We start from the raw sequence: 14,398 nt of genomic DNA, 5'->3' as shown, positions 1-14,398 counted from the left end.
AAGGAAAGACCATGACGATTCAGACGGGAGAGTTCGCCCATGGCGCGATGCTGGCCGGGCTTCCCGGCGATCTGCGCGTCAAGCTGGGCGACGCGCCTGAACAGCCCATCGCAGCCCCCGATGCAGAAAATGACGGCGATCTGGGTCTGTATCTGCGTCATGTCGAAGGCGGCGAGTCGATCCGCGCCATCGCCCGCGATCTGGGTTGCCACGCCTCGACCGTCATGCGCCGCATTCGCCGGTTCGAGATGCGGCGCGACGATCCGCTGGTCGATCAGGGCGTGGAACGCGCGGCGCTGCAGCCGCAGCCCGCCGCTCCGGGAACCGAAGGGGTGGCGCTGGGGCGCACCGGCATGAACCTGATCGCCCGCATTCTGCGCCGCCTTGCCGAACCCGGCGCGCAGCTTGTCGTGGCCGATGGCATGGACAAGGCCATCGTGGTCCGCGACGAAATCCGCACCGCGATCCTTGACCGCGCGCTGGCCGAACATATGGCGATCCGCGGATGGGTCCAGCTTGTCGCGCAAGGGCGGATGGGGCGCTATGTGATTTCGTCGCAGGGGCGCGAGGCGCTGCGGGGTCTGCTGGCCGCGCGTCGTGGCGGGCCATTGCCGCAGGGCCGGGATTTCGCTTTGGCCGAGCCAGTGCAACCCAAGACCGCCGGCATGGCCGAAGAAGCCGCAGGGTTTGATCATGCCGACAAGCATCGCATCTGGGACGCGCGTGAAATCAACGATCCCGAAGACGGCCGTCGCCGCCGCGCGCGCATCAACATCGCGGAAAGCCCGCTGCTGATGCTGGCCCGCCGACGCGAGCCGGATGGCAGCCCGTTCCTGACCGCCGGCATGGTGTCGGCCGGCGAGCGGCTGCGCGAGGATTTCGAGCTGGCGCAGATGGGGCCGCGTGTCACGCAGAACTGGGACGGCTTTCTGACCTCGGGCGTGGATGTGTCTCGGGGCGGGGCGGGCTTTGGTGGCGGTTCGGACAGTGCGCGCAACCGCGTCGCCTCGGCGCTGCGCGAGTTGGGTCCGGGGCTGGGCGATATGTGCCTGCGCGTCTGCTGTTTTCTGGAAGGGATCGAGATGACCGAGCGGCGGCTGGGATGGTCGGCACGTTCGGGCAAGATCGTGCTGCGGCTGGCGCTGATGCGGCTGGAGCGGCATTACCGCGAAAACTATGGCCTGGGCGCGCCGTTGATCGGCTGACGCGCCGGAACGCTGTAAACGAAAAAGGGCGCCCAGACCGGGCGCCCTTTCGCATGTAGATGCAGCTTGCAGCCGATCATGCAGCCACGTTTGCATTGGCCTTCAGCCAAGCCATGACCGTTTCGGGCGAGGTTTCGCTGTAGGGGTCGTCGCCGCAATCGTCGCAGCGGCCCGGCTCTTCGAACCATGCTTCGATGACGCCGTCTTTGACGACGGCGGCATAGCGCCAGCTGCGCGCGCCGAAGCCCAGATTGTCCTTGCGCACCAGCATACCGATCTTGTCGGTGAATTCGCCCGAGCCGTCCGGGATGACCGAGACGTTTTCAAGGTTCTGCGACTTGGCCCACTGGTTCATCACGAAGCTGTCGTTGACCGACATACAGTAGATCGCGTCGATGCCCAGACCCGCCATTTCCGCAGCCGATTTTTCAAAGCCCGGCAGTTGGTAGGTCGAACAGGTGGGCGTGAACGCACCCGGCAACGAGAACAGGATGACGCGCTTGCCCGCAAAATATTCGTCGCTGGTCACGTCCTGCCAGCGATAGGGGTTCGGCCCCTCGATGGATTCGTCGCGGACGCGGGTGCGGAAGGTCACTTGCGGCAGTTTGTTACCGATTTGCATGTCATTCTCCTGGTTCGGCGCGGGCGGTCCCGCGCCTCTTTGCGGCTGTTCGCGCGCAACCTAGTGCCGCGACGCAGAATGCGCAACGCCGCATGGCAGCATGTTCCGTACAAGCGACATGGAACCTAAACAAGCCATGCCGTATTAGGGGTTTGACGTCACGCATGTCGCGGACCTGAAACCGGAAAAGGACCAATGGAGAATATTCTTGCCCTGATGCAGGACCCCGCCGCCTGGGTGGCGCTGGCCACGCTTGTGGTCATGGAGGTGGTTCTTGGCATCGACAACCTTATCTTCATCTCGATCCTGACGAACAAGCTGCCCGAGTCGCAGCGCGAACGCGCCCGCCGCATCGGCATCGGTCTTGCGCTGATCATGCGGCTTGGCCTGCTGGCGACGGTCGCATGGATCGTCCGGCTGACCGAACCCGTCATAACCATCCTTGGCAACGAATTGTCGTGGAAGGATCTGATCCTGATCGCGGGCGGCCTGTTTCTGGTCTGGAAGGCGACCAAGGAAATCCACCACCACGTCGATCCCACCGATCACGAGGACAGCATGGTGGGCACGGCCACGGCCACCTTTGGCGCCGCGATCGTGCAGATCCTTGTGCTGGATCTGGTCTTTTCGATCGACAGCATCATCACGGCGGTCGGCATGACCCCGCATGTCGAGATCATGGTGGTGGCCGTCGTCGCCGCCGTCACGGTGATGCTGCTGGCCGCGAACCCGCTGGCGAACTTCATCGAGAAGAACCCGACCATCGTGATGCTGGCCCTGTCGTTCCTGCTGCTGATCGGCACAACGCTGATCGCCGAAGGCTTCGGGGTGCATGTGCCCAAAGGCTATATCTACGCGGCCATGGCGTTCTCGGCCATCGTCGAGGCGCTGAACATGTGGGCCAGAAACGGCAGGAAGGCGCGCCGGAACGCGGGCCATTGAGGCCCTTTTCCGACGCGGGCCTGTGGCCCGGTCACAAAGATGAAAAGGCGGGGTCGATCCCCGCCTTTTTCGCATATCGGCATGGCGTTGCGTTCCGGGATATGAGGGTCTATCTGTCATGGAACCGCGACCGAAAGGACCATGACCTTGCGCGATCTTCGGATGCCCGATCAACGCCATCCCGAAAAGGCCCACCGGCCCGATCAGGAACAGCCAAAGAAGCCTTCCTGGATCCGGGTCAAGGCGCCGACTTCGGAAGGCTACAAGCAGACCCGCGACATCATGCGGGAAAACCGCCTGTCCACCGTCTGCGAGGAAGCCGGCTGCCCGAACGTCGGTGAATGCTGGTCCCAAGGCCACGCCACCATGATGATCATGGGCGAGATCTGCACGCGCGGCTGCACCTTCTGCAACGTTGCCACCGGCAAGCCCAATGCGCTGGACGTGTTCGAGCCGGGCCGCGTCGCCCATGCCGTGCAAAAGCTGGGGCTGAACCATGTGGTCATCACCTCGGTCGATCGCGACGATCTGGACGATGGCGGCGCTGATCACTTTGCCCAGACCATCCGCGCGATTCGTCATCGCTCACCTTCCTCGACCATCGAGGTGCTGACCCCGGATTTCCTGAAATCCAAGCCCGGCGCGTTGGAAACCGTGGTCGAGGCACGTCCCGACGTTTTCAACCACAACCTTGAGACGGTGCCGCATCTTTACACCACCGTGCGGCCCGGTGCGCGCTACTTCCACTCGCTGCGCCTGCTGCAAAAGGTCAAGGAACTGGACCCCGCGATGTTCACCAAGTCGGGCATCATGGTCGGACTGGGCGAGGATCGGCAAAGCGTCCTGCAGGTCATGGATGACATGCGCGCTGCCGACATCGACTTTATGACCATCGGGCAATATCTGCAGCCGACGCCCAAGCACCACCGCGTGGACCGTTTCGTCACGCCCGAAGAATTCGCGGGCTATGAAAAGGCCGCCTATGGCAAGGGCTTCCTGATGGTGTCGGCAACGCCTTTGACGCGTTCTTCGTATCATGCAGGCGACGATTTCGCGCAATTGCGCGACGCGCGCCTGAAGAAACTGGGCCGGGCCTGATCCGACCCCTTGCAAACCCCCGCATTGCGCCTTAGGGCGGAATGCAGAAGGCCCGAGTGACGGAATGGTAGACGTAGCGGATTCAAAATCCGCCGCCGCAAGGCATGTCGGTTCGAGTCCGACCTCGGGTACCACAATACCATATGCGGCGCGCGGCGCCGTTGATTGGAATTGGCTTCGATTTTCCCCGCAAGGTATTGCTTAATTGGCTGAACCCATTCTTGGCATTTGCCGATTTTCCTTTCTGGGGCGGGGGGATTGGGGTGCTTATAAAGGCACCGCACCGGATTCGCCCGAGCAGGAGGCGGCACGCCAGGACGTCGCCCGCGCACTATACCGGACCGAACGTCTGGTGGCACGCTTTCGCAGCTTCGAGACGCTGACGCTGCCCTCGGTCGCGGCGCAGACGGATGGTGATTTTCGCTTTCTGGTCCTGACCTCGCCCGAATTGCCGCCGGAATGGCTGGCGCGGCTTCGGTCGCTGTGTGATGCGGTGCCGCAGGCCGAGTTGCGGGTCTCGGACGCCAACGACATCGGGCGTGCCTTGCAATCCGTGCTGGCGGAATATCCCGGCCCGCTGGTGCAGTTCCGCCTGGATGATGATGATTGCCTGTCGGTGGATTACATCGCCCGTCTTCGCCGTGCGTCGGTCGTCATGCGCGATTATGCGGCCTTTGCCTATTCGCTGCCGCGTGCCTTGCTGGCGACGCACTACGGCAACGGGCTGCAACGATATGAGCTGCTGAAACCGTTCCACGGGGCAGGGGTCGCGGCGCGTCTGCCGGATCGCAAGCCGATCTTTGCCTTTGGCCATTATGGGCTGGGGCGCCGCTTTCCCAGCCTGTGCGACCCCGTGCCTTATGGATCGTTGCAAACCAAGTTTTCCGGGCACGATTCGCTGGAAATCCGCGAAAATGCCGTGGCGGGCATCGCACCAATGGATGACGCGCGTTTCGCCCGCATCCTGCAACGCGATTTCCCGTTCCTTTCCGCTGGCGTGCTGTCCGATCTGGTCGCCGGTTGACCAGCACACCTCGCGCGGGCGTGATTGTCTGGTGCGAAACGGCTGGAACCCCACCCGGTCGCGGGCGTTTTCTTTCCATGATCGCAAACGATCCAGCAACGGAAAGGAATGCGCGATGAACTGGGATATTATCGAAGGCAAATGGAATCAGGTCAAAGGCTCCGTGAAAGAGAAATGGGGCGACCTGACCGATGATGAACTGACCGAAATGGGCGGACGCCGCGACCGTCTGGAAGGCAAGCTGCAAGAGAAATACGGCTGGACCAAGGAAGAGGCCGAACGTCAGGTGGACGATTTCTTCCGCGAAAAAGTCTGATCTGAACGCAGCAATCATGTTTCGGAGTATTGCAAGGCTCCCGGTTCCGCCGGGGGCCTGTTTCATTGGCAAAAAGCGAACGAACAGAGGGGGAACCAAGAAGCCATTGAACCCGAAGCCCGGCCTTCTTATCTTGTCTCAAAGCAGGAGACCTGTGCTGCCTATTCCGGGGCCACGTCTTCTGGCGAGAAAGGACTGATTCCATGAACGAATTCGCCCAAACCACCCATCCCGTCCTGCCGTTGCGGGACATTGTGGTTTTCCCGCACATGATCGTGCCGCTTTTCGTGGGGCGCGAGAAATCCGTTCGGGCACTGGAAGCCGTGATGGAGCAGGATCGTCCGATCCTGCTTGCGGCGCAAAAAGACGCTGCGGTCGATGAGCCCGCAGATGACGGAATCTTCCGCACTGGCGTTCTGGCCAATGTGCTGCAACTGCTGAAGCTGCCCGATGGCACCGTCAAGGTGCTGGTCGAAGGGCGCGAGCGCGTGCGGATCACCGATTTCGTGTCGAATGAAAATTACTTCGAAGCCAGCTGCGAGCCGCTTTCCGAGGAGGATGGCGATCCCGATACCCGCGCCGCGCTGACCCGCGCCGTGGCCGAGGAATTCGAGCGTTACGTCAAAGTCCGCAAGAACATCCCCGAAGAAGTCGTCTCGGCCGTGGCCGAAGCGCGCGAACCTGCGCGTCTGGCCGATCTGGTCAGCGGCCATCTGGGTATCTCGCTGGATAAAAAGCAGGAATTGCTTGAGACGCTGAACACTGCCGAGCGTCTGGAAAAGGTCTATGGCCTGATGCAGGGCGAAATGTCCGTGCTGCAGGTCGAGAAGAAGATCAAATCTCGCGTCAAGACCCAGATGGAGAAGACGCAGCGCGAATACTATCTGAATGAGCAGATGAAGGCCATTCAGAAGGAACTGGGCGATGGCGAGGATGGCTCGAACGAGCTGACCGAGCTTGAGGAAAAGATCGCCGCGACCAAGTTCAGCAAGGAAGCCCGCGAAAAGGCGGATGCCGAGCTGAAAAAGCTGAAGTCGATGTCGCCAATGTCGGCCGAAGCCACGGTGTCGCGCAACTATCTGGACTGGCTGCTGGCGCTGCCGTGGGGCGTGAAGTCGCGCACCCGCAAGGATCTGGGCAAGGCAGAAGAGGTTTTGGACGCCGATCACTATGGCCTTGAAAAGGTCAAGGAACGGATCGTCGAATATCTGGCCGTGCAGAACCGTTCGGCCAAGCTGAAAGGTCCGATCCTGTGCCTCGTCGGCCCTCCGGGTGTCGGCAAGACCTCGCTGGGGCGTTCGGTCGCCAAGGCAACGGGTCGCGAATTCATCCGCATCAGCCTTGGCGGCGTGCGCGACGAATCCGAGATCCGCGGCCACCGCCGGACCTATATCGGCTCGATGCCCGGCAAGATCATTCAGGCGCTGAAAAAGGCCAAGACCACGAACCCGCTGATCCTGCTCGATGAGATCGACAAGATGGGGCAGGATTTCCGTGGCGACCCGGCCTCGGCGATGCTGGAGGTGCTGGACCCGGAACAAAACGCGACGTTCGTGGACCACTACCTTGAGGTGGAATACGACCTGTCGAACGTGATGTTCGTGACCACGGCCAACAGCTATAACATGCCCGGCCCCCTGCTGGACCGCATGGAGATCATTTCGCTGTCCGGCTATACCGAGGATGAGAAACGCGAGATCGCGCGCCACCACCTGCTGTCCAAGCAGATCACGGCCAACGGTCTTCGCAAGGGCGAATTCTCGGTCAGCGACGAAGCCTTGACCCATGTGATCCGCTACTACACCCGCGAAGCCGGTGTGCGGTCGCTGGAGCGTGAGATCGCCAAGCTGGCCCGCAAGGCCGTGACCGAAATCCTGAAAGGTAAGGTCACCTCGGTCGCCGTGGATGAGGCAAAGGCCGAGGAATATCTGGGCGTCCGCCGCTTCCGCTATGGTCTGGCCGAAAAAGACGATCAGGTCGGCGTGGTCACGGGGCTGGCCTGGACACAGGTCGGCGGCGATCTGCTGCAGATCGAGGCGCTGAAACTGCCCGGCAAGGGCCGCATGAAGACGACCGGCAAGCTGGGCGAGGTGATGAAGGAATCGATCGATGCCGCGTCGTCCTTTGTCCGCTCGATCAGCCCGGAAATCGGCGTGAAGCCCACCAAGTTCGAAACGGTGGACATCCACGTCCACGTGCCCGAAGGCGCGACGCCCAAGGATGGTCCTTCGGCTGGTCTGGCCATGGTCACCTCGATCGTGTCGGTGCTGACGCAGATCCCGGTCCGCAAGGATGTCGCCATGACGGGCGAGGTCACGCTGCGCGGCAATGCGCTGGCGATTGGCGGGCTCAAGGAAAAACTGCTGGCCGCTTTGCGCGGTGGCATCAAGACGGTGCTGATCCCGGCAGATAACGAAAAAGACTTGGCCGACATTCCGGCCAATGTGAAGGAAGGGCTAAAGATCATTCCGGTCAGCCATGTGCGCGAAGTTCTGGCACATGCGTTGATCCGCAAGCCCGAGGCGATCGAATGGGACGAAGCCGCCGAAGAGGCAGCCGAGGCCAGTAGACTCGCCGCGGCCCGCGATCAGGGCAGCGGCGGCAGTAAGGTCGCTCATTGAGCCAATGGACCGCGCGGGGGAAGCCTCGCGCGGTTCTTTTTAACCAGTATGCTGCGTTCAACCCAATGCAGGAGGTGACATGGCGGGTAGGGGCCATGAGGAGGAATTGCCAAGGGATCGTCGCCATCCGGTCGAAGCACCGAAGGCAGAGGGCGATCCGGGCACGGCAAAGGTTCTGCAAAAACGGCAGTTCCTAAGCCGCATCGCGCATCGCACGGGGATGCGCAACGCCCAGATCAAGGACATCGTCGAAGCGACGCTGGCCGAACTGGGCGAAGCGATGGCGGCGGGCCAGACTTTGGCGCTGCCGCCTTTGGGGCGGGCCCGGATCAACCGCCAACGCGACGTCTCGGGCGCCGAGGTGATCGTCTTGCGCCTGCGCCGGCGCAGTGGCGATGTCACCGTCCGGGACGATGACGAAGATTGACCCGGCGCGTCTTTTTTTACCCTTGAAGACCCGCAAGACTGCGGCTATCTAGCGCGGACCGGGCGATTAGCTCAGCGGTAGAGCGCTTCGTTCACATCGAAGATGTCAGCGGTTCAAATCCGTTATCGCCCACCATCATTCCTTGTAAACCCCGTGCCTTAAATGGCGCGGGGTTTTAGTTTGCGAAGCGTGCGGGGGTTCGATGAATCTTTGGCAGGCCAAGTGATGGCTTGCTGCGGAAAAGCTGTGTCATCCGGCATGTGGTGTCTTTCCTTCGTCCCTTTCGCCGCATAGCCTTTGATCAAATGCGGATCATCGTGGGGACGGAACATGCGGAATTCGTTGATTCTTATGGGAGCGGCGTTGCTTCTGGCCGCCTGCAATACGGCTGACAATTACGGCCAGGTGATCGCGGCATCGACCCCGCCCGACGCGGCGCTGCGGGCCGAGATCGTGAAGGGGGCCGAACAGCTGATCTATGATCCCGCGTCGATCCGAAAGGCCGAGATTTCCAACGTCGCGACGTTCCGCGACGGTGTTCAGGGCGTATGCGTCAGGGCCGACAGCAAGAACGTTTCAGGCGTCTATGTGGGCGTGCGCAGCATCGGCATCCCGCTGCGTGATGGGCGCATCGCAGGCGGCACCTTGGATCACCCGATCTGCAACCGCAAGGACGTGCCGTGGCAACCCTTCCCCGAGCTTGAGCGTTTGCCAGCGAAATAGCTGAACAGGCTTGGGTGTTTTACACCTAAGCCTTCAATGCTCAGCCGCGTGGGATGCAGCGCATGTCTGCGTGCATTGCTCGACGCTTGGTGCCACATGCTTGAGCTGATCAAGCTGCCGGGCGTAAAGATGTCCGCCCAGCCGCCCCACGTTTCGGGCCTGAACGGCGATCATTGGTGAAGGGTTGCACCGTTACATCCCTCTTAAATAACGAGGAAATAATAGTGCCGATCCGCCGTGAGAGCAGTTTTGCCAAGCCGTATGGCGGAGGGGATGGGCCTGATATTCGACCTGTTCCACTTCGGTTGGACTTCCTGCGATTCCGTTTCCTATAATTTTTTTCAATGACTTATTCTAAGTCGTCCTTGAATCGGCCGACTTGGTGCACCCGCTCGTGCATGGTGGTAACAATCCCGATGTCGCCATTGTTTAACCGTTTCCAGAGCACGAAATGCTGCATTCCGATGGCGTCGGAATGCCGCGCGAGAGAAATCAGGTGCTCGCCGCTCGGCCCGCGCTAACCCAACTAGTACTTCACGGTTCTCATTGCCAGCTTGATCGTGCTGAAACGCCTTTTGAGCCAGGTACGCCATTCCACAGCTAGGCGCGGCAAAGGTCCATCCATGCTATCCAAAGCATGAACCCGGCGTTTCCGCCGGGTTCTTTTGTCGTCACGCCAAGCGTTCGGTCGGTTCCAGTTCGTCGCTTTGTTCCAGAGGTGGCATGCTCTCGCCGTCAAGGATGCGATGTGCACGCGCCTTGTCGATGTCGCCGGTCCACGAGGCGACGACCACGGTGGCGACGCAGTTGCCAAGATAGTTGCCCAAAGCGCGTGCGATGCCCATGAACCAATCGACCGACAGCACCAGAACCAGACCTATGGCCGGGATCGCCGGGACAGCCGTCAGCGTCGCGGCCAGGATGACGATGGCCGAACCGGGAACGCCATGCGCGCCCTTCGAGGTGATCAGCGCGACACCAAGGATCGTCAGCAGGTCAACCGTCGATAGCGGCGTGTTGGTGGCCTGCGCGATGAACACCGCAGCCAGCGTCAGATAGATCGAAAATGCGTCAAGGTTGAAGCTGTAGCCGGTGGGCACCACCAGCCCGACGGTGGAACCCTTGATGCCCAGATGCTCCAGCTTGCGCATGGTCTGGGGCAGCACGGCATCGCTGCTGGCGGTCCCAGCGACAATGCCGATTTCGCTGCGCATGTAGCGGATCAGCTTGACCACGTTGAAGCCTGCCAGACGCATGACAAAGCCCAGCACGCCAAAGACGAAGATCGCGATGGTCAGATAGAACAGCGCCACCAGATAGCCAAGCTGTGCCAGCGACCCGATGCCATAGCTGCCCACCGTGAACGCAATCGCCCCAAAGACGCCGAAAGGCGCAAGGCGGACGATATAGGACATGATCTTGAACGTGACCTCGCCGGTCAGTTCGATCATGTGCATCAGGGGCTTGCCGCGTTCGCCGATCATCGACAGAGCGCAGCCGAACAGCACTGCCACGACCAGCACCTGCAGCACATCGCCCTGGGCAAAGCCGCTGATCATCGTGGTCGGGATCAGCTTCAGCAGAAATGCGACCGTGCCGCCATCCGACACCTCATGCGCGCGATCGACATAGCTGGACAGTGCCGACGGATCCAGCTTGCTGATATCGACATTCATGCCATGACCGGGCCCGAACAGATAGGCCAGCAGAATGCCAAGTATCAGTGCGATCGTCGTGATCACCTCGAAATAGACGATGGCACGCACGCCGACGCGCCCGACCTTTTTCAGATCGCCCGCACCCGCGATGCCGTGGACCACCACGCAGAATACGATTACCGGGATCAACATCTTGATCAGCTTGATGAACGCATCGCCCAAGGGTTTCATCTTGGTCGCTAGTTCAGGGACAAAGAAGCCCGCTGCGATTCCAAGGACAAGCGCGATGCACACTTGCCCGAACAATGACTTTGACCAATTCGGCATGGCCTATCCTCCCGATGCTTGACCGCGTCTTTCTGCGGGTCTGTTGCGGACTATTCGGGAATGACACTTTCGTGTCTAATATCGATTTAACGGTGATCAATAGGGTAACGATATGAGAATGCGTCAGCTGCAATGCTTCGTGGTCTTGGCCGAAGAGCTGAGCTTTACCCGCGCCGCGCAACGGCTGAATATGTCGCAACCCCCGCTCAGCACGCAAATCCAGACACTTGAGCGGGATCTGGCAGCCCAGCTGATCCTGCGCACCAGCCGCAAGGTGACGCTGACCCGCGCGGGTGAGGCGTTCCTGGGCCATGCGCGATCGATCCTGGATCAATACGAACGTGCCACCCAAGAAATCGCGGCCATTCAGCAAGGCCAGGCCGGGATGCTTGAAATAGGTGCAACCGGCTCGATTTTACGCGGCGGGTTGTCGGATCTGCTGTCGCGGTTCGCGGTCCGCAATCCGGGAATCACCCTGCGCGTGACCGAGCAGCCGCCATCGGTCCAGATCACCGAGGTGATCAGCCACCGCACGGATGTCAGCTTCAACCGTTCGATCCCGCGCAATCGCGACCTGACCCATGAATTTGCGTGGTGCGAGGAAATGGTGGCCTTGTTGCCGCAAGACCACCCGCTGGCCACGCAGGATGCCATCTCGATCGCGGACCTGCGTGATGATGATCACGTGCTGCTGCGCCCGGACAGTTCGGATTTCGCGACCTATGTCCTGTCGCGGATCATCGACGCGGGATATCAGCCCAAGGTGTCGCAGCAGGTCGTGGATGCGCAGTCCATACCTTCGCTGATCGCGTCCGGTTTCGGGGTCAGCATCGTGCCCGCAGGTATCGCCCGATTGACGGCCGGACCGCTTGCCTTCCTGCCGATCCGCCCGGACCCGCCGATGGCGCAGGTCTATATGGTCTATCGGCGCGACGAACAGGGGTCGGCCCTGCAAGCTTTCTTGGCGCATGTCCGCGCCGAGCGTCACGAGGTTTCAGCCTGATACGGATGGTCAGGATCGCCGCGAAGCTGGCGCGACAAGTCGTCCCGCACCTCGATCCTCCTCGACACAACTGTCGGCAAAAGGCCTTCCTCAATTATCTGCGATCGCGACAGCAATCGTGTTTTTGGACAGATCAGTTCCGACGTAAATCGTTGGATGGGCATTGCCCGTCATCACCCTGTTCGACAGTATTCGCCGAAATGGCCGTTCAGGCGCCTTGTCGTAAAGGCGGTTCAAACTAGAAAAGATTGCCAGCGAACGGAACACGCGCGAGGTCGCGTTATCGAGGGTGAAATTTGAACATCTGCCACACCCTTTGGTCGCAGGCCTGGGCCAAGACGTAGTTCATGACCACGGCAGAGGAGCAGTCATGCGGCATCTTCCTTTCTCTGCAGAAATTGACGGTGACTTGAACGCCGCCTTGATATGCCGCCCCTCGGGGCCATCACAAACTTCCAGCTATACCTAGGAGCACGACAGGCCGTCTTTCTGGATCTGCCAGTCTGGGAAGCGCGAGCCGAGGCCGGCGCCATCGAGCGCGAGGAGATGTCGCAGTGGGATCATCTCGTGGAGCGCTCCGGGGACGAGAGCACAATCCGGCCATATCAGACGCGCCACCTCGTTGCGATCGAGCATGACCGGGCCGGTGAGGATGTCATGGGCGAGCCGGCGGCCGCGCTCAAGGGCTGCGATGAACTCGCGTTGGAGAACCGGGCTTGGCTCCTGTATTCCTGTCTCCGTTTTCGCAGGTGCTAGCAGATCCGGGGTGATTCTGAAAATCGGGAGGGCCGGTCTTCGGCGAGGTCTTTCGGGTGGGAGTGATGTGAAATCAGGCCTATTGCCGGATTGCCTGCGCCATGTCACAGCTTTTCACCTCCCGTCCTCTGGCGTGATCAACCTGCCCGATCAGCTGATCGTCATGGCCATCGGCGGTCTGCCGGCCCCGCATCGCCGCCAGCAGCTGGAATCCGAATTCGCTGAGGCCGTGGAAGCCATGGAGGGCGTCGTTGCCGATCTGGAACTGGTCCTGGTCGACTGGTCCGATCTTGCCCGCGCCATCGCCCTTCGCCTCCCCGGCAGTGGGCATGAGGAGCGCATCATCAAGGATATGCGCGAGGCTCTGGACCTTTACGGCTACCACCATATCGTCGAGCCGCTGCAGCTGGAGGGGCTCATCGCGCAGCGCCGGGTCGATCCGGATCTCACCCGCATCCTGATGAAGATGAATAAAACGGCCCAAGCCGCAATGGCGGCCCATTGCCGCCGGTCGAGCCTCGCCGATGCTGCGCGGCGGCGTTTCCGGAAGCAGCCATCCAGCACGAGGCGCAGCATTTCGAGATGAGCAGCCTCTGCGCCGCGGATGGAGCAGACGCTCACCCTGCAACATTACCATCGCACTGGGCCAGAATAGCCTCGGAACGGCTGCTACCACATCAAGCCGCAGTCCCCGCAAGGTGACGCGTTCGGAGCGGGCGGTTACCAGCGTCGGATGCCGGGCGGTGGCCTTTTCTGCGCAACGGCGGCGCAAATGCTGCAGCGCCACCGTTCCCACGTGAGGCGCTGCAGAACCCGAGGCAATCAGCGCTACGGCTGCGTCAGAGCCGCATCCCGCCAGAGACCTCGATCCGTTGGCCGTTCACCCAACGATTGTCTTCCGAAAGCAGCGCGGCGATCATTGGGCCGATGTCATCAGCGACGCCTGGCCGCCCGAGCGCGGTGATGTCCGCGATGGCACTGGCCACGGCGGGATTGTCGCGCACGGCGCCGCCGCTGAAGTCGGTCGCGATCGCGCCGGGGGCGACGCAGTTCACGGCGATGCCGCGCGGCCCAAGCTCGAACGCCATGTAGCGCGTCATTGTCTCTACCGCGGCCTTCATCGTCGCATAGGCGGCGCGGTTGGCCATCGTCACTCGGGTCAGGCCAGAGGAGATATTAACGATCCGCCCCCCGTCCCGGATCAGCGGCGCAAGCCTTTGCGTCAGGAAGAATACGCCTTTTACATGGACGGCATAAAGCGCGTCGAGCTCGGCTTCGTCGGCAGAGAGAAAGCCCATTGCGCTGGATGTGCCGGCGTTATTAATCAGATAGTCGATCCTGTCCGCGCCAAGCGTGGCTAGAGCGATCTGCAGTTCCGTCGCGAAAGCCTCGAAACCAGCCGTCGCTCCGGTGTCGAGCTGCAGCGCGATTGCTCTGGCGCCGACCTGCCCGGCGAGGGCCACGACCTTATCAGCCTCGGCGCGGTTGCTGTTGTAGGTGAAGATGGATGTGACGCCGCGGCGGGCCAGAGCCTCGACGGTCGAGCGGCCAAGGCCGCGGCTGCCGCCGGTGACCAAAGCGATGCGGGGAGAATTGGACATGTAAGCCTCCGTTGCTTGCCCCCCAAAGATACGGAACCGCGCTGCCGCCGATTAGACGGCGGTTGCCGTCAGCGT

The 14,398-nt window shown here is 61.5% G+C and carries 13 protein-coding genes and 2 tRNA genes; 12 read left to right on the top strand and 3 right to left on the bottom strand.

All coding sequences use genetic code 11. The features are described 5' to 3' along the window. Positions 1-11 precede the first annotated feature (11 nt). Positions 12-1,205 (top strand): DUF6456 domain-containing protein, encoded by a 1,194-nt coding sequence (locus FN835_RS04695; RefSeq protein ID WP_142662042.1) that lies wholly within the window; start codon positions 12-14, stop codon positions 1,203-1,205. Between the two features lie 76 nt (positions 1,206-1,281). Here FN835_RS04695 and FN835_RS04690 read toward each other — a convergent pair whose 3' ends face one another. Further along, positions 1,282-1,827: a peroxiredoxin gene (locus FN835_RS04690; protein ID WP_142662041.1), complete on the bottom strand. Its 546-nt coding sequence runs from the start codon at positions 1,825-1,827 to the stop codon at positions 1,282-1,284. Positions 1,828-2,022: 195 nt separating this feature from the next. Here FN835_RS04690 and FN835_RS04685 point away from each other — a divergent pair, with 195 nt between their 5' ends. The 9 genes from FN835_RS04685 (at position 2,023) to FN835_RS04645 (ending at position 8,978) form a co-directional block, all read left to right on the top strand. Further along, a complete protein-coding gene (locus tag FN835_RS04685) occupies positions 2,023-2,769 on the top strand; it encodes a TerC family protein (protein WP_142662040.1) in 747 nt (248 codons plus the stop codon). A gap of 141 nt (positions 2,770-2,910) precedes the next feature. Further along, the gene (gene lipA / locus FN835_RS04680; RefSeq protein WP_142662039.1) at positions 2,911-3,867 is read left to right on the top strand and encodes a lipoyl synthase; all 957 of its coding nucleotides are present in this window, start codon (positions 2,911-2,913) and stop codon (positions 3,865-3,867) included. A gap of 50 nt (positions 3,868-3,917) precedes the next feature. Continuing rightward, positions 3,918-4,001, top strand: a tRNA-Leu gene (locus FN835_RS04675). Between the two features lie 71 nt (positions 4,002-4,072). Beyond that, positions 4,073-4,891, top strand: coding sequence for a glycosyltransferase (locus FN835_RS04670; protein ID WP_142662038.1), 819 nt, complete (start codon positions 4,073-4,075; stop codon positions 4,889-4,891). 115 nt (positions 4,892-5,006) lie between these two features. After that, positions 5,007-5,207 carry a CsbD family protein gene (locus tag FN835_RS04665; protein ID WP_142662037.1) on the top strand — a complete coding sequence of 67 codons (201 nt, stop codon included), beginning with the start codon at positions 5,007-5,009 and terminating at the stop codon, positions 5,205-5,207. 203 nt (positions 5,208-5,410) lie between these two features. Next, complete coding sequence (gene lon / locus FN835_RS04660; protein WP_142662036.1) at positions 5,411-7,828, top strand: endopeptidase La; 2,418 nt, start codon at positions 5,411-5,413, stop codon at positions 7,826-7,828. Between the two features lie 79 nt (positions 7,829-7,907). Then, on the top strand, positions 7,908-8,255 hold the full coding sequence (locus tag FN835_RS04655; protein WP_142662035.1) for an HU family DNA-binding protein: 348 nt from the start codon (positions 7,908-7,910) through the stop codon (positions 8,253-8,255). Positions 8,256-8,315: 60 nt separating this feature from the next. Next, positions 8,316-8,390 (top strand) — tRNA-Val (locus tag FN835_RS04650). Between the two features lie 195 nt (positions 8,391-8,585). Continuing rightward, a complete protein-coding gene (locus tag FN835_RS04645) occupies positions 8,586-8,978 on the top strand; it encodes a hypothetical protein (protein WP_185958584.1) in 393 nt (130 codons plus the stop codon). Between the two features lie 671 nt (positions 8,979-9,649). Here the strand turns inward: FN835_RS04645 and FN835_RS04640 are convergent. Beyond that, positions 9,650-10,963: a C4-dicarboxylate transporter DctA gene (locus FN835_RS04640; protein ID WP_142662034.1), complete on the bottom strand. Its 1,314-nt coding sequence runs from the start codon at positions 10,961-10,963 to the stop codon at positions 9,650-9,652. Between the two features lie 112 nt (positions 10,964-11,075). On the opposite strand from FN835_RS04640, the gene FN835_RS04635 reads away from it, so the two are divergent. Beyond that, positions 11,076-11,966: a LysR family transcriptional regulator gene (locus tag FN835_RS04635; protein WP_221930396.1), complete on the top strand. Its 891-nt coding sequence runs from the start codon at positions 11,076-11,078 to the stop codon at positions 11,964-11,966. An 889-nt stretch (positions 11,967-12,855) separates the two neighbouring features. Next, positions 12,856-13,308 carry a hypothetical protein gene (locus FN835_RS04630; RefSeq protein ID WP_142662033.1) on the top strand — a complete coding sequence of 151 codons (453 nt, stop codon included), beginning with the start codon at positions 12,856-12,858 and terminating at the stop codon, positions 13,306-13,308. Positions 13,309-13,561: 253 nt separating this feature from the next. Here FN835_RS04630 and FN835_RS04625 read toward each other — a convergent pair whose 3' ends face one another. Further along, positions 13,562-14,323 carry an SDR family NAD(P)-dependent oxidoreductase gene (locus tag FN835_RS04625; RefSeq protein ID WP_142662032.1) on the bottom strand — a complete coding sequence of 254 codons (762 nt, stop codon included), beginning with the start codon at positions 14,321-14,323 and terminating at the stop codon, positions 13,562-13,564. Positions 14,324-14,398 lie beyond the last annotated feature (75 nt).

Source organism: Paracoccus laeviglucosivorans (assembly GCF_900182695.1).
Lineage (GTDB): Bacteria > Pseudomonadota > Alphaproteobacteria > Rhodobacterales > Rhodobacteraceae > Paracoccus > Paracoccus laeviglucosivorans.
This window is presented reverse-complemented; position numbering and strand designations above follow the sequence as displayed.